Here is a 21,104-nt window from a genome sequence, read left to right as displayed (position 1 = left end):
GCTTATATGAAAAGCATACTATTTATAACTCATCGAGATCAACGACCTCGTCTTCTTCGACTCGGGTTTTAGCTTCCGCAATAGCCGGGCTGGAAATATCGTTTCGTTTCTGTTTACAGCGAACGAGTTTATCTTTCAGCACATCCATGACCCGGTCTGTAGCACTTTCGAAGCTCTTGTCGTGCTCTTTGACGAAAAGCTCTTTTCCGGGTATCATCAGTCGGACTTCGACTATTTTTTCTTTGACTTTATTGGAATCGGCTCCTTCCAGCCTTAAAAAGACCTCACCGCTAATGATGCGGTCATGGAAGGTATCCAACTTGTCAAGCTTAGCCTGGATAAAATCTAACAGGCTCTGGTCGGCCGTGAATCGCACGGCATGAATTTGTAGTCTCATTGTGTCGCTTTTAAAGTGAACTGAAATTAGAACATCAATGGACTAACTAAGTTTGGCTATTTGATCTACAAAGTCAAGCCTCTCTATGAAAGATGCAACCCTGTTTCACGCCTTCCACCAGCTAAACAGGGTAAGCGTCTGACTACTGGCTATTTTTGCTTAATACGTGGAACGGTTACATAACTAGATTCTTTAAAAAGTCTAATTCATTCTAGCGCAGAAAAGCTTTTATCGGTCTATGGGGCCGTAAGGTGATGAGCGGTTTGGGCATAATTCGCTGGTTTGGAACAGCCTGAATAGAAAATTCGCGCACGAGCATAGCCAATAAAATCTGCATTTCCATCAAGGCAAACTGATTACCGATACACAGGCGCGGACCGCCCCCAAACGGCAAATAAGCATACGAAGGCAACTGGTCTTTTTCGCCACCTGGTGCAAAACGATCCGGATTGAACCGTTCCGGATCAGACCAGTTGGCCGGGTCTCGATGCAGCAGATAAGGGCAGACCAGCGCGGTGTTATTGGCCGGAATGGTATAGGGCCCGATATGGTCATCCCCAAGCGCCAGGCGGCTCATAATCCAGGCGGGTGGGTATAACCGCAACGATTCCTGAACGACCTGCATCGTGTAGGGAAGCGCGCGAAACAGCTCGGGGGATGGCGTTCGGGTGTCGCCCAGAACCGATTGGCTTTCGCTACGCAGGCGGGCCAACACGTCCGGGTGCTGGCCAAGCAGGTAGATCGTCCAGGCCATCGACACGGCTGTGGTTTCATGGCCGGCCGAAAACAGGGTTACGCACTCGTCCCGCAACTGCTGATCCGACATGCGCTCGCCCGTTTCTTCGTCTTCCGTGCTGAGCAACATGCCCAGCAGGTCGTCGCCCGACTCAGCGCCTGCTTCCAGATTTTTCCGTCGCCGGTCGATCACCCCATAAATAAATGAATCGACCAGATTACCCGCCCGCCTGAAGCGTAGGTTTCCGGGTGTAGGCCAGTGCAGAGGAGTTCGAAACGGCGAGACCAGCCGCTCGTTCGCCATATAATTCAGGGTATCGAGCGCCGAAGACAAGCCTCCTAACTGCGCGGCTACATCGGCCCCGAACAGGGTTTTGCAGACAATCCGCATCGTGACGTCCATAAACGCCTGCGAGATGTTGACCGGCTGGTTGCGGTTACGCTGCCTGAGTTCGTCGAGCCAGTCGGCGGTTTCGGCGATCATCGTCGTTGTCAGGGCCGCCAGTTTCTGACGATGAAAAGCGGGTTGGGCTAGTCGCCGTTGCCGACGCCAATACTCGCCATCACTGGTAAGCAAACCATTGCCCAGAAAGATCTTCAGCACCTGAAAAGCCAGCGAACGGCCGTAGTTCCGGTGATTTTCCTGCAGAACGTGTTTGCTGTCTTCGGGGCTAAAAACCAGGTACTGATGCCGACCTCCAATCCGCAGATGGACCATCCGCTGTTGCTGTCGCTGTAGTTTCAACAACATGTCCAGCGGATTTCTCAGGAAAGCCAGGGTATTGCCGACCAACGGCAACCCGGATACTAAGGGTACAGGCTGAGCGGCACGGTAACTTATTTCCATAAAAAATGTCGTTCCGAATCCTCTTCGGAACGACATTAAAGTTAATTAGAAACGGGCAGAATCGCTACGAATTCACGACTTCGCCCCCGTTGACGTGAATCACCTGGCCGGCAAAATACGACGCATCTTCCGACGCCAGGAATACATAAGCGGGCGCCAGTTCGGCGGGCTGGCCGGGCCGCTCCATCGGTGTCTCCTTGCCGAATTTCCCGACTTCTTCCAGCGTTTTGGTTGCCACGATCAGCGGTGTCCAGATCGGGCCTGGCGCCACGGCGTTGACCCGGATTTTCCGCTCGATCAGATTCTGCGATAACGAGCGGGTAAAAGCCGTTACCGCTCCTTTGGTCGAAGCATAGTCGATCAGTGCCTGGCTGCCCCGATACGAGACCACGGAGGTTGTGTTGATGATGCAGTCGTTTTCGCTCATGTACGGCAACAGAATCTTCGTCAGCCGAAACATTGCCAGAATATTCAGCTCGAACGTTTCGCGCATCTGCTGGTCCGAGATGCCCGTAAACTCCTTCTGCTCCACGTGGTTAGCCGCGTTATTGACTAAGATATTGACGTGATCGTAGGTATCGATAATCAGGTCGACAGCATCCTGAATAAACGTCAGGTCCTTGAGATCGCCCGAAATCAGGAGACATTTGCGCCCTTCGGCTTCGACCAGTTCTTTGGTTTTTTGCGCATCATCTTCCTCCCGCGGATGGTAGATAATCGCCAGATCGGCTCCTTCGCGGGCAAAGTGTATCGACACGGCCCGCCCGATGCCCGAGTCACCGCCCGTAATGACGGCAATTTTACCTTTCAGTTTATCGGCCCCCTGGTAATTATCCCGAATGTAGATCGGCTGCGGGTCCATTTTATACTCCAGGCCCGGCTGTGCATCCTGATGCTGGGGCCTGGTTTTTATTTCCATTTGGTCCATAATAGTCACTAGTTAATAGTGGCTAGTTGATAGTAGTTAGTTAATGACTGGCAACTAATCACTATCAACTAACTACTGTTTTTAGGCATTGACGATTGTTCCGCCGTTGGGGTGTAAAACCTGTCCGGTGATGTACGAAGCATCTTCCGATGCCAGAAACACGTAGGCGGGCGCTACTTCGCTCGGCTGACCGGGCCGCTTCATCGGCACGTCCTGTCCAAACTTCGCCACTTCTTCGGCACTCACCGAAGCCGGGTTCAACGGTGTCCAGATTGGGCCAGGCGCTACGGCATTGACCCGAATTCCTTTCGTGATCAGGTTGCTCGACAGCGCCCGCGTAAAAGTCATGATGGCTCCTTTCGTCGACGAATATTCGAGCAGGTCAGCGCGGCCCTGGTACGCCGTAATCGAGGTGGTGTTGATAATCGTATCGCCTTTGGTCAGGTGGGGCACGGCGGCTTTCGTTACTCTGAAAAACGAATAAATGTTGGTTTCGTAAGTAGCCAGCAAATCTTCGTCGGTTTCTTCTTCGAGCGTCTGGTGCTGCAACTGCAACCCGGCGTTATTGACCAGAATGTTCAGTTTCCCGAACGTCTTCACGGTCTCTTCGACGATGTAGGTGCAGTACCCTTCTTTCCGAATGTCGCCCGGCAGGAGCAGGCACTTATGCCCTTCGGCTTCAACCAGTTCTTTGGTTTTCTGTGCGTCTACTTCTTCACGGGGTGTGTACGAAATTGCGACGTCGGCCCCCTGCCGGGCAAAGTGCACGGCTACGGCACGGCCGATGCCGCTGTCGCCACCGGTAATGAGGGCTACCTTATCTTTGAGTTTATTGGCACCTTTGTAGGAAGGCCGGATCACTTCCGGCTGCGGTGTCAGCTCGGCTTCGATGCCCGGCTGGACATCCTGATGCTGGGGAGGAATGTCAACTGTCATAACGTTGTTTTGGATTGTACTTAGTTTATTAATCCGAAAGCCAAGGCAGTTGTTTAGAGAACCCGATTGAAATAGTAGATTTTGTGCGACAGCGGATAATCCGTATTATCGTAGGGTCAAATAATATAAACTTATGACTATCAACGGCGATGCTAAGGCGGCCCGCATCGTGGCGACGAACCGCTACGATGCTATTGTGATCGGGTCGGGCATCAGCGGGGGCTGGGCAGCAAAGGAGTTGTGTGAGAAAGGGTTGCGCACGCTCGTGCTGGAACGTGGGCGCGACGTCCGACACCTGGTCGATTACCCCACAGCGACGATGAATCCCTGGGAGTTTTCGCACCGAAACCGCATGCCTGACGCTTTCGATCAGGCCAACCCTATCGCCACCAAATGCTACGCGCTGGATGAGAGCACGCAGCAATTTTTCGTGAAAGACGCCGAGCATCCGTACGTCCAGGAAAAACCCTTCGACTGGATTCGGGGCTACCAGGTGGGGGGTAAATCGCTGATCTGGGCGCGTCAGACACAACGGTGGAGTAAATTCGATTTTGAAACCAACGCCCGCGACGGAGCCGCCGTCGACTGGCCCATCCGCTACGAGGACATAGCGCCATGGTACAGTCATGTTGAAAAATTCGTGGGCATCAGCGGCAACAAAGATGGGTTGGAAACCCTGCCCGACGGCGAATTTATGAAGCCCTGGGAGCTCAACTGCGTAGAGAAGCATATTCAAAAGCGCGTGGCGGAATCGTATCAGGATCGAAACGTGATCATTGGCCGGTGCGCTCACCTGACCGAACCGAAGCAAATCCATTACGATCAGGGCCGGGCACAGTGCCAGGCCCGGCATCTGTGTTATCGGGGCTGCCCTTACGGTGGTTATTTCAGTTCCAACTCGTCTACCCTCCCCTGGGCGGCCAAAACCGGCAAACTCACCCTGCGCCCGGATTCGGTGGTTCATTCGATCATTTACGACGAAGCGAAGAAAAAAGCGACGGGGGTGCGGGTGATCGACACGCACACGAAGCAGATGACCGAGTATTTTGCCCGGATTATTTTCGTCAATGCGGCCTGCCTGAACAGCAACCTGATCCTGCTTAACTCGACATCCCGACGATTTCCCAACGGTTTGGGCAATGACAGCGGGCTCCTGGGGCACTACGTGGCCTTCCACAACTATCGGGGCAATATCATTGCCGACTACGATGGGTTCGAGGATGGATATTACTACGGCCGGCGCCCAACCACGGCGTTTATGCCTAACTTCCGCAACGTTCGTAAGCAGGAAATGGATTTTCAGCGGGGGTATATAGTCGCTTTCAGCGCGGCCCGCACCAACTGGCACCGGGGCGCGTCGCAGGCGGGCTTTGGGGCCGATTTCAAAGATAAACTGAGCGATCCGGGTGCCTGGACGGTGTTTATGATGATGCAGGGCGAAACCGTTCCTCGCTACGAAAACCACGTTCGGTTGAGTGCCGACCAGAAAGACACCTGGGGGATTCCGCAGTTGGTGACGGCCATCGATTACACCGACAACGACCTGAAAATGATGAACGATTTTCTGGTTCAGGGGGCCGAGATGCTCGACAAAGCGGGTTGTAAACGGATCAAACCTTACGATGATCACCGAAACCCCGGCCTCGACATTCACGAGATGGGTGGTGTGCGGATGGGCCACGATCCGAAAACGTCGCTGCTGAATGCGCATAACCAACTACATGCGGTGAAGAACGTATTCGTGACGGACGGAGCCGCTATGACCTCGACCGGCAACCAGAATCCGTCCATCACCTTCATGGCCCTGACAGCGCGGGCCGCGAATTTTGCCGTACGCGAAATGAAGCGAGGAAACTTATAGAAAGCAGCCGCTAAGATCTGCACAAACTCTAACAATAATTAGTTGCTTTCCCGTCACATGAACACCCCGGATCAGCCTACAAAGGCCGCTCTCTTCGCGCTTTGCCAGACATACGTACAACAACGAATCGATACGGCCCGCCAGGCAATGGAAGCGGCTCAGGAGGCCGCCAATTCAGAGTCGAAAAGCAGCGCGGGCGACAAATACGAAACGGGTCGGGCAATGGCTCAGCTTGAGCGTGACCGGAATGCGCAACTCCTGGCCGAAGCCCTGAAACTAAGTCAGGAGTTAAGCCGACTGAACGTTGAAAAAACCTACGAAATTGTTCAGCCGGGAAGCCTGGTACTGACAAACCGGGGCGCTTTTTTCGTCAGCATCAGCGCTGGAAAACTGACGCTGGAGGGACAGGATTATTTTGCGATTTCACCAGCGTCGCCCATCGCCACAGTACTGTCAGGCCGTAAAGCCGGGGATACCCTTACGTTCAATAAACTGACGTATGAAGTTCTGCGGATTGTCTGATCAGACAAAAGTTTGATCGACCATTCGTTCATTACAAACCAGCCTACTCCTTTTCGTTGCGTATTTTTTCGATCAGCCGTTCTACATTGGCCTGGGGCATATCGAGGGCGGTGGCAATGGTGGCGGCATCCATACCGAGTTCAGCATGCCCCGAATACCGCGTTCAATGCCCTGTTCAACCCCCTGTTCAATGCCTCTTTCTATCCCTTGTTGAATGCCTTTGGCAAGCCCCTGGTTGATCCCCTCGTTAATCCACATTTGTGCTGCTGACATGGCTACTTCGGCGGCTTTGGTTGAAATCTGTTCAAAAATAGTCATTACCTAAAAAACCCGCTCACCACCAATCCAGGTTTGCTTCACCTGCGTCTGGCGGAGTTGCTGGTTCGGAACGGTCATGATGTCGCGGTCGAGCACGACAAAATCGGCCTGCTTACCAGGGGCGATACAGCCGCGTAGTTTATCTTCGAAGTTGGCGTAAGCAGCCCAGCGCGTCATGGCCAGCAGCGCCGACTTCCGGTCGACAGCGTTCTCCATCTGAAAACCACCGGCGGGGTAGTTTTTTGCGTCCTGCCGGGCCACCGCTGCGTGGAAGCCAAACAGCGGGTTGACAGCTTCCACGGGAAAATCGCTCCCGAAGGCGATCAGGCCGTTTTGCTTCATCAAATCCTTGAACGCATATGCTCCTTTTACCCGAACCGGTCCCAGCCGGTCGGCGGCCCAGTACATATCCGAAGTGGCATGTGTCGGCTGCACGGACGGTATGATCGAGTAACGACCGAATTCCCAGACATCGTCCGGCGATACCACCTGCGCGTGTTCAATGCGCCACCGTCGGTCATTTTTGCCTTTCAGCAGTTTTCCGTAAAGCGCCAACATCAGATGATTGGCCGAGTCACCGATACAATGGGTATTCGCCTGAAAATCGGATTTGTAGAGCAGCCCGGTTACGCGTTCCAGTTCCGATGGGCTGAGCAGCAGAAAACCACCGGTTTCGGGGCGGTCGCTGTAGGGCTGGCGCAGGCAGGCTCCGCGTGAACCCAGCGCCCCATCGGCATAGAGCTTGAACGCCCGAACCGTCAGCCGGTCGGTCTGGAAAGGACCGCGTTTGAGAAAATAATTCAGATTGGGTTCGCCCAGGCTGACCATGGCGTAATCGCGGATTTTCAGCTTGCCGGTCCGGTGCAGACTATCGATCAGCTTGATTTCGTCCGGGCTAATGCCCGCGTCCGAGACGGTGGTCAACCCCAGCGCTACGCAGGCTTTCTGGGCGTTGAGTAGCATCCGGGTTTTGTCGGCCTTGTCGGGTTGGGGAAGCACCCGCCGGATAAGCTGCATGGCATTGTCGACCAGCACACCCGTCGGCTGATCGTTCTGCAACATCACTTCGCCACCAGGCAGCTTCGAGCCGGCGGTTATGCTGGCAATCCGCAGCGCTTTCGAGTTGACCAGTAGGGCATGCCCATCGACCCGCATCAGCGCGACCGGCACGTTCGGAAAAGCTTCATCCAGCTTTTCTTTCGTTGGAAACGCTTTGTCCGGCCAGTCATTCTGGTCCCAGCCACGGCCCGTGAGCCACAGTACGTTGGGATGGCTTTTGTAGAACGTTTTGAGTCGCTCAACGACTTCATCGAACGAACCGGCCCCGACCAGATCGGCCTGATCGAGCACTTGCCCCAGACCCAGAAAATGCGCATGTGGATCGTAGAATCCAGGGTAGACCGGCAGGCCCCCCAGATCGATTTCCGTAGCGGTTTCGTACTGATGGGCTAGGGTTTTGGCGGACCCGACGGCCAGAAACTTTCCGTCCTGAATCACAAAGGCATCGGCCGTCGAGAAGGTCGAATCTGCCGTATAGACTTGTGCGTTGGTGACCAGCAGGTCAGCTTTTTTCTTCGATGAACAGCCGGTTAAAGCAACAAACAGAGCGGCCAATAAGAGGAGCAAACGTGTCATGATGAGCGGTCAGGAAAACTGCAAGTTAGGAGAAAGTTAAATAGCCAAGCAGCGAATCGCAGATTCTCGTATTTTTGTCCTACTCGTCCTTGATAACCTCAATTCAATGAAGCTCAGCAGTTGGATTTTCTTTACCTGTTTTTCGATTTCGGCCTTCGCTCAACAAGCTCCCAGTGTTACTCAACCCCCTCAAACCCCTATTCAGCGCGCCCTACGTAATCCCACCGTTGTACAGCAGGGGGAAACGATTACCCTGGGCGACGCCATCCAAACGGCTCTTGGTCAAAATTATCAGATCAAAATAAACAAGGTACAGCAGCAGATTGCGCTCTACAACAATACCCTGGGCAACGCCGGCTTCTTACCTACCCTCTCCGGCAATCTCAACAACAACAGTTCCAATCAACACCTGCGGCAGACGTATCTGGTACCGACTACGTCGCCAACTGACCGGCCGGGGGTTATCAGTAAAACGACCACAACCAGTATTAACCTCAACTGGAACATTTTCAATGGGTTTGCGACGTTCTACGTGCTCGATCAGTTGAAAGAGCTGGTGCGTATCAGTGAAGTAAATACCCGTGCCAACATAGAAGCAACGCTGGCCAGCGTTTCGACAGCTTATTACGATGTAGTACGGCAACTGCAGCGCTTACTGGCGGTCCGGCAGGCGCTCGACATATCGCAGTATCGGCTCGACCTGGCGCGTACGAATTTTGAAGTCGGCACGTTTTCCAAAGTAGATTACCTGTCGGCTCAGGTCGATTACAACGTCGACACGGCGTCTCTGATCGCTCAGCAACTGGCCTTGTCGAATGCTAAAGTGTTTCTGAACACTTTGCTGGTGCGCGACCCAGCCACTGAATTTGCGGTCCGTGATACCATTCTGGTACGCTCTAACCTGGCGCTCGAGCCATTGCGGGAATCCCTGAAAACCAACAACCCGCTGCTAATCGCGGCCGTATTGAACCAGCAGGTAGCCAATCTGAATATCAAACTAGCCAAAGCGCAACAGTTACCAACGATCAACTTGCTGTCGGGTTATGCCTACACCAGCACCAATAACCAGGGCGGTAACACCACCGTAGCCACGGCCCGCAACAACGGGTTTACGTATGGGGTGCAGGCATCGGTGCCCATATTCAATGGGTTCAACCAGCGTCGGCTCAATCAGGTAGCCACGGCCAATGCGCTGGCAGCCGAGTACCAGACCAACAACCAGCGGGTCCAGCTCGATCTGGCCTTGACCCAGACGTATCAGCAATACAAAACCAACCTGCAACTCCTTTCGCTCGAAGTGCAGAACTATAAGATCTCGACGCAGAACGTCGACATCGCCTATGACCGTTACCGACTGGGCACCCTGACCGCCGTTGGTTTTCGCGATGTGCAACGAAATTTGCTGGATGCGCAGCTGCGGCTGATCGATGCTGAATTCAATGCGAAAAGCGCCGAGATCGAGCTCCTGCGCCTAAGCAGTACGATTACGCAGGAACTCGGACGGCAAAACTAAGCCTTGTTCGGATCGAGAACCACGTGCCGGACGCGCTGGCGTTTCCAGGTGTACGTCACGTGAATCAGTCCATCGGCGGTCTGGATAACGGCCGGGTACGAGTACTCACCCGGTTCAGACTCCAGTCGGGCGAGGGTTTTCCAGGTTTTTCCGTCCTGAGAAATGGCGATGTCCAGCGGGGTCCGTGGTCCGCTCTTGCCCGCTACGGGTGAGGTTGGGTTATAGACCAATACCTGCCGACCGTCTTTCAGGGTCACGGCGTCGGTACCTGAGTTGGGGTTTGGCAGCGTCGTTTTCGTCAGTGGCGACCAGGTTTTGCCCTGATCTTTCGACCAGGTTTCTACAATAAAACCGCTTCGCTGGCTGCGGCAAAGCGCCTGCAACTGACCGTTGGGATGAAACAGCACACTAGGCTGAATGGCCCCGTCGTCGACACCATCGTTGATCGGCGCAGTTTTTTGCCAGGTTTTTCCCCAGTCACTGGTCATTTCGAAATGGACCCGCCAGTTATGGTCTTCCGAGCTGGTTGGGCATAACAACACGCCTGATGATAACAGAACCGGCTTATTCTTGATCGGGCCCAAAATTCCGTCTGGCAGGCGTTCTGCTTCCGACCAGGTTTTGCCGCCGTCTTTCGACCGCTTCAATAACCCCCACCACGTAGACGGGCTGGGACCAATTTTATAGAACAGGATCAGTTCGCCCTTGGGTACCTGATACAAAACGGGATTCCAGCAGGGCAGCCGTTTACCGTCGGGCTGAACGCCCGTGGCCACTTCGACGGGAGTTGTCCAGGTTGAACCCGTTTTGCTGCTAACCCAGATACCGACGTCCGGGTGCCGTTCATAGGTTCCACCGAACCAGGCGGCTATCAGGCCCGTTGGAGTCTGGGCAATGGTCGATGCGTGACATTCAGGGGTGGGCGCCTGTTCGTAAATCCATTCGCGCTGAAGAATGGCAGGACTCGATTGGGCGAAAACATACTGAATTGTAAGGGATAAGGCAATGATCAGGTGAGAAATGGAACGGTTCATGAATATGGTCTGTCGTAAAAAGCGCACCCCGCGCTAATTTATATACCCCATAAAGGTATAAAAAGGCTAATTCATATCGGCGGTGATGAAACAGCGCTGCTTCAACTACCTCTTCATGTTCTGCTCAATCGGCCCACATTAGTAAATGCCTTTCTTAGTTTCGACAAAAAAGTGGAAAATAATTCACCGATCTAAAACAATTCCCGTTGTCGCTAGTTTCATATGCGTGAGTCGCTGATAGACGGGGATGCTGTGAAAGGCACCTAGTTTTAGATAATAGCCGTTCTACTAAGCGAACCAAAAAAGCCAGGTGACTTCGCGTCGTCTGGCTTTATTTTTTACGATCACGTTTGTTGACTTGACAAAAAGACCGGCTCTTAGGGTACTCTAGTTGAAGTAGTTCGTAAAAAATCCAGGAAGCGGCTTTTCTGTAGTACCGACCGTCCCTGGGTGGGCGAAACAACTTTCCACAGCCGACCGATGACGGTCGGCACTACAAGTTAAACCAACGCCCTGATTGGTTGACGCTTCCCTCCTATCCGTACCCCTGCTACACCCTGCAACCCACGCCACACCCTGCCTTCTGCTCACTCACTCCGTAAACTTTTAACGGGGTTCATCAGGGCAGCTTTAATGCTTTGGAAGCTGATCGTGAGCAACGCAATGCCGACCGCTACAAGACCGGAAACTATGAAAACCCACCACTCAATGTCGATTCGATAGGCAAAATTCTGTAGCCAGAGTTCCATACAATAGTAGCCGATCGGACAGGCAATAAGAATGGCCACTAGAACGAGTCTAAGAAAACTTCCCGACAGCATGGAAACAATGTCACCGGAGGTAGCACCCAGTACTTTCCGGACACCAATTTCGCGCGTCCGTTGTTCGGCCATGTAAGCCGCCAGGCCAAACAGTCCCAGGCAGGCAATGAGAATAGCCAGACAGGCAAACGTGAGCGCAATTCTCCCTATCCGTTGTTCGGACCGGTACATCGAGTCGAAAGCCTGGTCCATGAAGCGGTACCGAAACTGGGCTTCAGGAGCCATCGCTTTCCAGATCGCTTCAATCTGCCCAAGAACCGGTCGTGTAGCCGTAGCCGTTACCCGGAGGGCCACCCGATCCGCGTTCGTCCCCCGCTGGAAACACAGTGGACTGATACGCTGCCGCAAGGATTCATAGTTAAAGTCTTTTACAACGCCGATAATGGTATACGGAGGCTGGCTTCTGTCGCCTGTATACAACGGATGGCCTACCGGGTCACGATAGCCAAGGAGTTTTGCCAGCGACTCATTGATAATCAGCCCGCGGTCGTCGGAGTTGGGGGTCGCCGAGAAATTACGTCCCTTCAGAATTTTCATACCCATCGTTTTCATGTAATCGGCATCGACAATCCACGATTGGGTGTCAAACATAGTAGCGGGGCTCAGGTCGGCCTGCTTAGCGAACGTCTGACCATTGCGAAGAGCCGGCGAAATGGGAAGAAACCCACTGACCGTTCCCGCCGTGACGCCCGGCAATTTTAATAGTTCCCGCTTAAAGGGTTCGATTTGATCGCCAAGAACCTGAGTACCATCAATGATCAGGACCTGATCTTTGGTAAAGCCAACGTTTTTCGTCTGAATGTACGCCAGTTGACGGTACACAATGATCGTTCCGATTACCAGGATAACGGAAGAAACGAATTGAAAGACCACCAAGGCGCTCCGAAACGTTGATGTTTTTATCCGACTGCCCAGCTCTCCTTTCAGTACCGCAACCGGCTGAAAGGCCGACAGCAGAAAAGCCGGATAACTCCCTGCCAGCAATCCGACCAGTAATGGTATCGCCAACAAAAAAGGTAAAATAGGAAACGAAAAAAGTGTAGTCACCCCTAACTCTTTGGCCGACAGATCATTAAACAAAGGCGTAACCAGCTTCGTCATGCCTAGCGCGATCAGCAACGCCAGGGTCACCATCAGCGTGGACTCGGTCAGGAATTGCCCCATCAACGACTTTCGATTCGTGCCCAGTGCCTTACGAATACCGACTTCTTTGGCCCGGCCCGATGAGCGAGCCGTTGACAGATTCATGAAATTGACGCAGGCAATCAGCAGCACGAAAAGGGCTACGGCTGAAAAAATGTACACAAACTGGCTATTACCGTTGGGTTCCAGTTCGGCCCGCCGATCGGATCGTAGATGAATGTCCGTCAGCGGAAACAGCGTCATTTCAAACCGGGTATCCCCCCGATTGAAATCGTCCGGACTGTTGAGATGTAATATATCTTTGGCTTGCGGATAAATGTACTTCTTGATGACCTGCATGAGCTGCCGGTTAAAAACCGTGTGATCAACGCCCGCTCGCAGCAAGATGTACGTATGAAAGTTAGTTGTGAGAAAATTCCCCCACCCGTAATCAAGGCCACTCATCGGAAAAATGAAATCGGCATGAAAATGGGAGTTATGGGGAATATCCCGGATGACAGCACTTACCGTATAAACCGATTTATCGACTTCGATCAGTTGACCAAGCACATTCGGGCGACCAAAATATTTCTTCGCGGTTGATTCAGTAATGACGACCGAGTTTGGCTGCCGAAGGGCCGTCTGCGGATTTCCAGCTAAGACGGGCAGGGTAAAGACGTTAAACAGCGTCGAATCGGCATAGATCGTATGGGCCTCCTCGATGAACTCCTTCCCCTTCCTGACCAATCGGGAACCGTCCGCCTTAAAAAATCGCACATACTCTTCAACTTGGGGATAATCTTTTTTCAGCGTAGGCCCAATTGGGTCAGGAGTTTCGGCCAGATCCTGTACGGTTCCACCAAATTTTGCGTAGGTATCAACCCGATAAATCCGGTCCGCATGCTGATGAAAACGATCATAACTCAACTCATCGACTACATACAACGTCATCAGTAAGCAACTTGTCAGACCCAGCGACAGCCCGAAGATGTTCAAAGCCGAATAAGCACTATGTTTGCGCAGATTGCGCCAGGCAACTTTAAGATAATTACGGATCATAGCCGGATGGAGTAAAGAGGGAGAATAATATTGAGCTGGCTGTTTCCGGCCAAAAAAGACCGGGTTTATATAATGCAGAACGGCCCATGCATACGCCCAACGGGCTTTAGCCAGCCCCATTTTCTCAACTTGTTTATAGAAAACCTCGTGCAGATCGCCCTGTAGATCCTCCCGCAGATGAGGATCTACGAACGTTTCCAGTAGCCAGTCGGCCCAGCGGGGTGGCGTGTTTTCCATCATTTCGGGTTTAGCAGAACACAAGACTTACACGGCTCCGGGATTTGATTTATTCACTCCGCAAACTTTTGACGGGGTTCATCAGGGCGGCTTTGATGCTCTGGAAACTGATCGTCAGCAGTGCAATGCCAACCGCCAGTAAGCCCGCCAGCCCAAACATCCACCATTCGATGTCGATTCGATACGCATATCCTTCCAGCCACCGACTCATGGCAAACCAGGCTGCGGGCGAAGACAACACAATGGCCACCAGCACTAGCCTGAGAAAATCCTGCGACAGTAAACCAACGATACTGGGGACCGATGCGCCCAGTACTTTCCGAACGCCGATTTCTTTCGTACGCTGTTCGGCCGTAAAAGCCGCCAGCCCAAATAAACCCAGGCAGGAAATGAACACCGCCAGAACAGCAAAGTAATTCGCCAGCGTGCCCACCACGGTTTCGCTCCGATATAACTGTTGAAACGCTTCGTCGGCAAACTGGTACTGAAAGGGAAATTTCGGATTCATCTGCTGAACCAGGGTTTCCATGCTGGCCAGCGCCTGTCGGGTCTGGCCCGGCTGGGTTCGTACGATGATCGATTTGCCTCCACCCAGTTTGGCAATGAACGGCTCGATCGGCTGGTGCATCGAACTTTGGTGGTAATCGGCAATAACCCCGACAATCGTTCCGGGTTTGCCCCACATCGTCAGTGGCTTACCGATCGGCTCACGGTAACCAATCCGGCGGGCAGCGGTTTCGTTGATGAGGAAATTGGCCGAATCGGCGCCGAACGAGCGGGAAAAATCGCGGCCGGTCACGTTCACTTTCAGAGTCTTCGCGAAATCGTAGTCGACTGTCGAGAACTGAAACTGGATGCTCGCCATCGGGTCTTTTCCCGGCCACTGCACGTTGCCCGTGCTCCCAAATCCGTTGGTAGGGGTTCCGTCCATGCGGGTTACGGACTGAATGCCGGGCATTCGTAGCAACTCCTGCTTGAAGAGGTCGTATTTGTTCAATAGTTCCCCTTCGGAAGCGAGATACACCATCCCCTCCCGGTCGAAGCCCAGGTTTTTGGTCTGGATAAAATCAATCTGCCGGTACACGATAATCGTTCCGATAATCAGCAGCATCGACAGCGCAAACTGAAACACCACCAGCCCCTGCCGAAACAGCCGCGCCCCCGAACTATGCCGGACCGTACCTTTCAACACCCGAATCGGGTTCAGTGACGACAGGAAGAGCGCCGGGTAGCTACCGGCCAGCAGTCCCGTAACGAGCGTCATGCCCAGCAAAGTAACCCAGAACGAAGCCTCCGTGAATCGGAATGTAATGTGCTTGCCGGTCAGGCTATTGAATGTAGGCAGTAACAGCCAGACCAGCCCCGCGGCAATGGCCAGCCCCAGCAACGTCAGCACCAAAGCCTCGCCAATAAACTGACCGATCAGCCCGCTGCGCCCGGCACCGACCACTTTCCGTACGCCCACTTCGCGCGCCCGTTTGACGGAGCGGGCCGTCGCCAGGTTCATGAAATTGATGCAGGCAATCAGCAGGATAAACACCGCAACGATCCCGAACAGCCGTACATATTCGATGCGGCCGCCATCCTGATACCCGCTCTTAAAATTGGAGTACAGGTAAGCTTCCGGATACGGTTGCAGAAACAGTTGAATATCCAGTCCGTGCTTGGCCATACCCGGATTTTTACGCTTCAGAAACGACCGCATCTTCGCTTCCAGTCGGGCCGGATCAGCCGCCACACCGTTGCGGTCGGTTCGGAGCATGATCCGGGTTTCGAGGGCGTTGGTCCCCCAGTCTTTCAACCATTCGTTGCGTCTCAGCAGGTCCTGTGCGCTCAGCAGGTAGTCGTAGGTTACCGAACTGTTCTCCGGTATATCCTCAAAAACCACACTGACCTGGTAATCGTCTTTGGCTCCCAGCCGGATAGCCTTCCCCATCGCGGCCGCTGGGCTACCAAAATAATGTTGAGCCAGTTTGCGCGAGATCGCGATGGCCGTCGGTGCATTCAGCGCGGTTTCAGCCGAACCCGCCAGCAGCGGAACACTGAACATGCTGAACCAGTCGGCACCAGCAGCGCGGCCTTTTTCCTTATTCAGTTGATCACCTACCGAAAACGTACGCTCTTCTTCCCAGGAAAGCGTGGCCGCATAAGCAATCTCCGGGAATTCTTTTTTGAGTTCATCCGCCAGCAGGCTGGGCGTTCCCGGACTCGCTTCGACCTTTCCGTCGTAGAACTGACGTTCCATGACGTTATACAGCCGTGGTCCGTTGGCGTGATACGCATCTACCCGGAACTCGTCCTGAATCCAGAACAGGATCAACAGGCTACAGGCCATACCGAGCGCCAGACCCAGGATATTGATGGCCGAAAATGATTTATTGTGGGCAATATTTCGCCAGGCAACGGTCAGATAATTACGAAACATGGTTGGACTCAGAAAAAATGGAGAGGAATAGTAAGCGGATGTATGAGTAGGACGGATTGGTTTAAAAAAGTATGGACTCAGGTAATGCAGCACCGCCCAGCCGTACTGGCGCCGGGCTTTGGTGGGGCCAGCCTCTTCCAGCCGTTTGTAAAACACTTCGTGCAGATCGCCCTGCAGGTCCTCCTTCAGGCGGGGATCGACAAAGGTGTCCAACAGCCAGTCGGCCCAACGGGGCGGGGAGTGTTTCATAATGGATAATGGATAATGTAAAATGAACAATGGGTAATCAACTAATTAACAAACACTTAACTCATAATAACCTTAGCAACATCATTTTTCATTGTACATTATCCATTATTCATTATCCATTATTCATTCCCCATTGCAGTTTTCCCGGCGGAATAGCCTGCCAGAGTCGGTTTCGCATTTCCTGAATGTCGTTGAGCGCCCGGATACCCAGCGCCGTCAGGGCGAAAAATCGTTTTCGTCGGCCACCCCGTTCGGTCGTGGCTCCGCCCAGGGTCGAGGTCAGAAACCCTTTATCTTCGAGCCGGTACAGCGTCGCGTGAACGGCACTCATCGTAATCGAGCGGCCCGTCTGTCGCTGAACATCTTCCCAGATCGTCACCCCGTACGCTTCGTCCGGACAGGCCGCTACGACCAGCAGCACGATTTCTTCAAACTCCCCTAAAAACGCTCTGCGCATCACCAGAACGGGTTATCGATGATTAGTTATAATTATGCAAAACAAATACCTTGCCAAATTCAGAAAAGGCTTTCTAACGTGCGCCTGAACCCCCTCTGAGCGGTTTGGTTGTCCGGAAATGTACAGACGCTGTCCGCTAGTGAACGTGTCCGTTAGGGCAAAGGCCGCTGAGACGATCTACACTTGGCCGCTCGTCTCCGACAATTCATCCTCCGCTTTTTCCGGTTGATCCAACAGCTTGTGGGACAACGGCCGTTGCCGACTCACTTTTGTATCGTCAGTTGGACAGAAACCCGAAAGCAACTCTTTTCTAATCAGTAAACAACCAAAGCAATGAACCGCATCACTACCTTATTACTGGCCACCGTGGCCACATTAACGCTGGCGACTTCGGCCTGCAAAAAAGAAAGCGAAACCATCCAGCCCGGCAACGATACCCCCGCCTTCGTGGGTAAAGACCTGATGCTAACGTCGTTTCAGGTAAGCCCGGCCATCGACCACGACGGCGATGGAAAACTGGATTCCGAACTGCTCGACTTCATGCGCCCCTGCGACCGCGACAATACGATCCGCTTCGAAGCGAACGGCAAACTATCCGGCGGCAACGGCAGCCTATCCTGTTCGGATTCGGAGACCGACCCTTCGGTTGCCAGGCCCGGTACCTGGTCATACAACGCACAGACCAAAACAATCCGGATCGTGCAGGAAGACGATGCCACCGATGTAGCGGAGTGGAAGGTACTGGAAGCATCGGCCGCTGGCCTGAAAGTGGAAATCTCAGTTACCGAGTACAACCGGTCTTCCAAAACAACCATGACCTGGAAGGCAATCTAAATCAGGCGTTCAAATATCCTGTCTGTATAGACTAGACTCACCAAAGTGGTTCTGTACGCCCAGATAAGCTATAACTCTTTCCTCAATTAATCAAAAAACCATGAAAACGTTAGTTATTGGTGGTACGGGTAACGTCGGTAGTCTGATCGTTGCCGAGTTGCTCCGTCGCGATCAGGCCGTGCGGGTCCTGGTTACCTCCGCCGAAAAAGCCGAACAATTGCCCGCCGGTGTTCAGTTCACGATTGGCAATATGGAAGACCCCGGCACGTTGCCCAAAGCCTTCGCCGATGTCGACCGGGTTTTCCTGCTCAATCGGCAAAGCCATACGGAAGCCGCCCAGGGCCAGTATGTCGTAGCTGCAGCAAAACGGGCAGGAGTCCATAAGATCGTTTACCAAAGCATTCATGACGCGCGCAAAGGCCCGCACATTCCGCATTTTCGCCCCAAGATCACCATTGAAAACGCCATTCAGCAGGCGGGATTGAACTACACGTTCATCTGCCCCAACAATTTCTACCAGAACGATTTGTGGTTTGCCAACGCCATTGTCAACCAGGGGCTGTATACCCAACCCATTGGCAGTGTCGGTCTGAACCGGGTCGATATACGCGACATTGCCGAAGCGTCGGTCAATGCATTACTCTCCGACGAATGGAATGGGCAGTCGATTCCGCTGGTTGGCCCGGATAGCCTGACGGGCCAGGACACGGCCCGGATTCTGACCGATCAGCTCGGCTTTCCGGTACGCTACGCTAACGATGACATGGCGCTCTTTGCCGCCCAGATCGACCAGTGGGTACCGGCCTGGATCATCGACGACTGGACTCATATGTACCACTTCTTCCAGAACGAGGGTCTGGTGGCTTCGGCCGACGATCTGGCGCTCGTCACGAAACTACTGGGCCGATCTCCCCGCAGCTACTCGGAGTTTATTGCCGACCACGCTCAGGTCTTCAGCCCGGCACTGGAAATGGCCTGACCCGAAGGCGACTGATAAGTACATTTTGTTTTCCACCTTTCATACACCTCATAACACGTCTGGGGAGCCGGATTTCACCGAAACAACCGGCTCCCCTTTTCACTCTCACCATTATCGGTCATGAAAAAAGCACTCCGTATCCTTGGCATTGGACTGGCCATCGTCCTGATTTGTATAGCGGGCGGTCTGGCTTATATCAAGCTGGGCTTACCCAATGTCGGTCAGGCACCGGATCTGAAAATAAACGCCACTGCCGCTCAGATCGAACGGGGTCGCTACCTGGCGAATCACGTTAATGTCTGTATGGACTGCCACAGTACCCGCGACTGGAGCCTGTTTACCGGACCGCCGATTCCGGGAACGCTGGGTAAAGGGGGCGATCGCTTCGGTCCCGAAATGGGATTTCCGGGTACGTTCTATTCCCGTAACATTACTCCCGCGGGCATTGGCAACTGGACCGACGGCGAAGTGTTCCGGGCCATCACCTCGGGCGTGAGCCGCGACGGGCAGGCGCTTTTCCCGGTGATGCCCCACCCGGCCTACGGCCATATGGACCCCGAAGACGTGAAGTCGATCATCGCTTATGTCCGGACCCTGAAACCGGTTAAGAACACCATTCCAAAGTCGGAAGCGGATTTCCCGATGAACTTCATCCTGAACACGATTCCGCAGAAACCGGATTTTCAGACACGCCCCGACACTAGCGAAACCCTGGCTTACGGCCAGTATCTGGTCAATGCCGCATCCTGTTCAGATTGTCATACCCGGAAGGAAAAAGGAGCGCCGGTAGCAGGGATGGATTTTGCCGGGGGCAGCGAATTTGCCATGCCGGGAGCCATGATACGGTCGGCCAACATTACCCCCGACGAAGAAACCGGACTTGGCCGCTGGACCAAAGCTCAGTTCATCGCCCGTTTCAAAGCGCACGATCCGGCGCGGGGCTATGTGCCACACCCGGTAAAACCTGGAGAAAAACAATCGCTGATGCCCTGGATGATGTATGCGGGTATGACCGAGACGGATTTAGGCGCTATCTATACTTACCTGCGGTCGCAAAAGCCGATTCGTAATAAAGTAGAAACCTTCACGGCCCTGGCCCCGACGAATCAGCCAGTTGCTGCCAAATAAAGATTGTCCGACCTTTTTCTGATCTGTGCCACAGCGAATAATCGAAGCACAGATCAGAAAAACGGCTGAATGAGTCTACTACTCATTTCAAAAACACGTTTACTTGTTCACACCATGTCATCCATTCGAAACTATTCCGCCTTAATCTTCGCGGCCGTCAGCCTCTGGCTGATGGCAGCCCGCACCGGCGACGTCATGACCGAGCTGGGCATCGAAGCCCCCAAGCTCCGGCACGACGTACTGCTGAACCTAAAAGAACCGAACTGGTTTTTCTTCAATGCCACCGGCTCGATGCGCCAAATGGCCCGTCAACTGCCCGAAACGTCCCGCGCTTCGACCGTGCGGGCGCTGGGGAAAGTTGTCCGGGTATATGTCGAATCGTCAGTCTTTAAACAGGAGTGGCTTCAGGACGTGCGCTCGCGCTATCCCTACGACGAGGCCTACACCGAAGCCGGACTAGCCAAGCAAAAGCAGGAAAAGGAATCCGAAAAGACGGCTATGCAAAGCCAGTTGGCGGCTATGGATCAGGCGTTTGTACAAATGGACCCTGCCATGCTGAAAATGGCTGCTCAGGCGCAGATCAGCCGGGAAGAACAGGAACTGGCTTCGCTGACGGGCAGTGACCGCACCCGACAGACTCAGCGCATAGCGACGCTGAAAAAGATGCAGGCCCTACCGGCGGCTGAGTTTAAGAAGCAATATCTGAGCTGGCTCAAACAGCAGGCGCAGGGAAACATCGATGCTTCTACGGCGGCTCCTGAGGTCGATAAGGAGCGACTGGCCGAACAGCGTCGGCAGAAGGCAGAGTTCGACGCACACGCCAATTTCCGGCCACTGTTGAAAAAGCGCCTTCAGGATTTTATTGCCCTCACCGAAAGCGTTGATTTTGAAGCCCGGCTAGTACCGATGGGTCGTAAACAGGCTTTTGCCAATCCGGTTTATGAACGGAAACCCGCCGAATGGAAATTTCTTTACCGGCTGGGTAAGGAGCCCGTTGCCGAAGCCCGTTTGTTTGCGCAGCAGTGGGTGGCTGATTTGGGTCGATAAGTACCTGTCATTCATGGTCA

At 53.5% G+C, this 21,104-nt stretch carries 17 protein-coding genes; 7 read left to right on the top strand and 10 right to left on the bottom strand.

Annotation, left to right across the window (positions count from 1 at the left end):
- Positions 1 to 22: 22 nt before the first annotated feature.
- The 4 genes from ACYVC2_RS19325 to ACYVC2_RS19310 all read right to left on the bottom strand — a co-directional run bounded on the left by ACYVC2_RS19325 (position 23) and on the right by ACYVC2_RS19310 (position 3,843).
- Positions 23 to 397: an HPF/RaiA family ribosome-associated protein gene (locus tag ACYVC2_RS19325; RefSeq protein WP_461104729.1), complete on the bottom strand. Its 375-nt coding sequence runs from the start codon at positions 395 to 397 to the stop codon at positions 23 to 25.
- Between the two features lie 211 nt (positions 398 to 608).
- A complete protein-coding gene (locus ACYVC2_RS19320) occupies positions 609 to 1,979 on the bottom strand; it encodes a cytochrome P450 (RefSeq protein WP_461104727.1) in 1,371 nt (456 codons plus the stop codon).
- 64 nt (positions 1,980 to 2,043) lie between these two features.
- Positions 2,044 to 2,907: an SDR family oxidoreductase gene (locus ACYVC2_RS19315; protein ID WP_461104725.1), complete on the bottom strand. Its 864-nt coding sequence runs from the start codon at positions 2,905 to 2,907 to the stop codon at positions 2,044 to 2,046.
- An 81-nt stretch (positions 2,908 to 2,988) separates the two neighbouring features.
- Positions 2,989 to 3,843, bottom strand: a complete 855-nt coding sequence (locus ACYVC2_RS19310) for an SDR family oxidoreductase (protein WP_461104723.1) — start codon at positions 3,841 to 3,843, stop codon at positions 2,989 to 2,991.
- 133 nt (positions 3,844 to 3,976) lie between these two features.
- On the opposite strand from ACYVC2_RS19310, the gene ACYVC2_RS19305 reads away from it, so the two are divergent.
- Both ACYVC2_RS19305 and ACYVC2_RS19300 read left to right on the top strand, forming a co-directional pair.
- A complete protein-coding gene (locus ACYVC2_RS19305) occupies positions 3,977 to 5,704 on the top strand; it encodes a GMC oxidoreductase (RefSeq protein WP_461104721.1) in 1,728 nt (575 codons plus the stop codon).
- Between the two features lie 57 nt (positions 5,705 to 5,761).
- A complete protein-coding gene (locus ACYVC2_RS19300) occupies positions 5,762 to 6,226 on the top strand; it encodes a 3-oxoacyl-ACP synthase (protein WP_461104719.1) in 465 nt (154 codons plus the stop codon).
- 81 nt (positions 6,227 to 6,307) lie between these two features.
- On the opposite strand, the gene ACYVC2_RS19295 is transcribed toward ACYVC2_RS19300, so the two are convergent.
- A complete protein-coding gene (locus ACYVC2_RS19295; protein WP_461104717.1) occupies positions 6,308 to 6,544 on the bottom strand; it encodes a hypothetical protein in 237 nt (78 codons plus the stop codon).
- A 3-nt stretch (positions 6,545 to 6,547) separates the two neighbouring features.
- Positions 6,548 to 8,179, bottom strand: coding sequence for an amidohydrolase (locus ACYVC2_RS19290; protein ID WP_461104715.1), 1,632 nt, complete (start codon positions 8,177 to 8,179; stop codon positions 6,548 to 6,550).
- 106 nt (positions 8,180 to 8,285) lie between these two features.
- Here ACYVC2_RS19290 and ACYVC2_RS19285 point away from each other — a divergent pair, with 106 nt between their 5' ends.
- Positions 8,286 to 9,692, top strand: a complete 1,407-nt coding sequence (locus ACYVC2_RS19285; protein WP_461104713.1) for a TolC family protein — start codon at positions 8,286 to 8,288, stop codon at positions 9,690 to 9,692.
- Here the strand turns inward: ACYVC2_RS19285 and ACYVC2_RS19280 are convergent.
- The 4 genes from ACYVC2_RS19280 to ACYVC2_RS19265 form a co-directional block, all read right to left on the bottom strand.
- Positions 9,689 to 10,726, bottom strand: coding sequence for a sialidase family protein (locus ACYVC2_RS19280; protein ID WP_461104711.1), 1,038 nt, complete (start codon positions 10,724 to 10,726; stop codon positions 9,689 to 9,691). The genes ACYVC2_RS19285 and ACYVC2_RS19280 overlap by 4 nt on opposite strands.
- 587 nt (positions 10,727 to 11,313) lie before the next feature.
- The gene (locus ACYVC2_RS19275) at positions 11,314 to 13,968 is read right to left on the bottom strand and encodes an ABC transporter permease (RefSeq protein WP_461104709.1); all 2,655 of its coding nucleotides are present in this window, start codon (positions 13,966 to 13,968) and stop codon (positions 11,314 to 11,316) included.
- Between the two features lie 46 nt (positions 13,969 to 14,014).
- Positions 14,015 to 16,639: an ABC transporter permease gene (locus ACYVC2_RS19270; protein ID WP_461104707.1), complete on the bottom strand. Its 2,625-nt coding sequence runs from the start codon at positions 16,637 to 16,639 to the stop codon at positions 14,015 to 14,017.
- A gap of 112 nt (positions 16,640 to 16,751) precedes the next feature.
- Positions 16,752 to 17,096 carry a PadR family transcriptional regulator gene (locus ACYVC2_RS19265; protein ID WP_461104705.1) on the bottom strand — a complete coding sequence of 115 codons (345 nt, stop codon included), beginning with the start codon at positions 17,094 to 17,096 and terminating at the stop codon, positions 16,752 to 16,754.
- Between the two features lie 333 nt (positions 17,097 to 17,429).
- Between ACYVC2_RS19265 and ACYVC2_RS19260 the strand changes: the two genes are divergently transcribed.
- The 4 genes from ACYVC2_RS19260 to ACYVC2_RS19245 all read left to right on the top strand — a co-directional run bounded on the left by ACYVC2_RS19260 (position 17,430) and on the right by ACYVC2_RS19245 (position 21,084).
- A complete protein-coding gene (locus ACYVC2_RS19260) occupies positions 17,430 to 17,930 on the top strand; it encodes a hypothetical protein (protein ID WP_461104703.1) in 501 nt (166 codons plus the stop codon).
- A gap of 100 nt (positions 17,931 to 18,030) precedes the next feature.
- Positions 18,031 to 18,909, top strand: a complete 879-nt coding sequence (locus tag ACYVC2_RS19255; RefSeq protein WP_461104701.1) for an SDR family oxidoreductase — start codon at positions 18,031 to 18,033, stop codon at positions 18,907 to 18,909.
- A 120-nt stretch (positions 18,910 to 19,029) separates the two neighbouring features.
- Positions 19,030 to 20,037: a c-type cytochrome gene (locus tag ACYVC2_RS19250; protein ID WP_461104699.1), complete on the top strand. Its 1,008-nt coding sequence runs from the start codon at positions 19,030 to 19,032 to the stop codon at positions 20,035 to 20,037.
- 114 nt (positions 20,038 to 20,151) lie between these two features.
- Entirely contained in the window at positions 20,152 to 21,084 is a 933-nt protein-coding gene (locus ACYVC2_RS19245) for a hypothetical protein (RefSeq protein WP_461104697.1), read from the top strand.
- The last annotated feature ends 20 nt before the right edge of the window (positions 21,085 to 21,104 follow it).

It is taken from the genome of Spirosoma koreense, assembly GCF_054777875.1.
This window is presented reverse-complemented; position numbering and strand designations above follow the sequence as displayed.

Bases quoted from the DNA above. Each gene is read 5' to 3' on its own strand.
- ACYVC2_RS19325 (WP_461104729.1), bottom strand. From the start codon at position 397: ATGAGACTACAAATTCATGCCGTGCGATTCACGGCCGACCAGAGCCTG.
- ACYVC2_RS19320 (WP_461104727.1), bottom strand. From the start codon at position 1,979: ATGGAAATAAGTTACCGTGCCGCTCAGCCTGTACCCTTAGTATCCGGG.
- ACYVC2_RS19315 (WP_461104725.1), bottom strand. From the start codon at position 2,907: ATGGACCAAATGGAAATAAAAACCAGGCCCCAGCATCAGGATGCACAG.
- ACYVC2_RS19310 (WP_461104723.1), bottom strand. From the start codon at position 3,843: ATGACAGTTGACATTCCTCCCCAGCATCAGGATGTCCAGCCGGGCATC.
- ACYVC2_RS19305 (WP_461104721.1), top strand. From the start codon at position 3,977: ATGACTATCAACGGCGATGCTAAGGCGGCCCGCATCGTGGCGACGAAC.
- ACYVC2_RS19300 (WP_461104719.1), top strand. From the start codon at position 5,762: ATGAACACCCCGGATCAGCCTACAAAGGCCGCTCTCTTCGCGCTTTGC.
- ACYVC2_RS19295 (WP_461104717.1), bottom strand. From the start codon at position 6,544: ATGACTATTTTTGAACAGATTTCAACCAAAGCCGCCGAAGTAGCCATG.
- ACYVC2_RS19290 (WP_461104715.1), bottom strand. From the start codon at position 8,179: ATGACACGTTTGCTCCTCTTATTGGCCGCTCTGTTTGTTGCTTTAACC.
- ACYVC2_RS19285 (WP_461104713.1), top strand. From the start codon at position 8,286: ATGAAGCTCAGCAGTTGGATTTTCTTTACCTGTTTTTCGATTTCGGCC.
- ACYVC2_RS19280 (WP_461104711.1), bottom strand. From the start codon at position 10,726: ATGAACCGTTCCATTTCTCACCTGATCATTGCCTTATCCCTTACAATT.
- ACYVC2_RS19275 (WP_461104709.1), bottom strand. From the start codon at position 13,968: ATGATGGAAAACACGCCACCCCGCTGGGCCGACTGGCTACTGGAAACG.
- ACYVC2_RS19270 (WP_461104707.1), bottom strand. From the start codon at position 16,639: ATGAAACACTCCCCGCCCCGTTGGGCCGACTGGCTGTTGGACACCTTT.
- ACYVC2_RS19265 (WP_461104705.1), bottom strand. From the start codon at position 17,096: ATGCGCAGAGCGTTTTTAGGGGAGTTTGAAGAAATCGTGCTGCTGGTC.
- ACYVC2_RS19260 (WP_461104703.1), top strand. From the start codon at position 17,430: ATGAACCGCATCACTACCTTATTACTGGCCACCGTGGCCACATTAACG.
- ACYVC2_RS19255 (WP_461104701.1), top strand. From the start codon at position 18,031: ATGAAAACGTTAGTTATTGGTGGTACGGGTAACGTCGGTAGTCTGATC.
- ACYVC2_RS19250 (WP_461104699.1), top strand. From the start codon at position 19,030: ATGAAAAAAGCACTCCGTATCCTTGGCATTGGACTGGCCATCGTCCTG.
- ACYVC2_RS19245 (WP_461104697.1), top strand. From the start codon at position 20,152: ATGTCATCCATTCGAAACTATTCCGCCTTAATCTTCGCGGCCGTCAGC.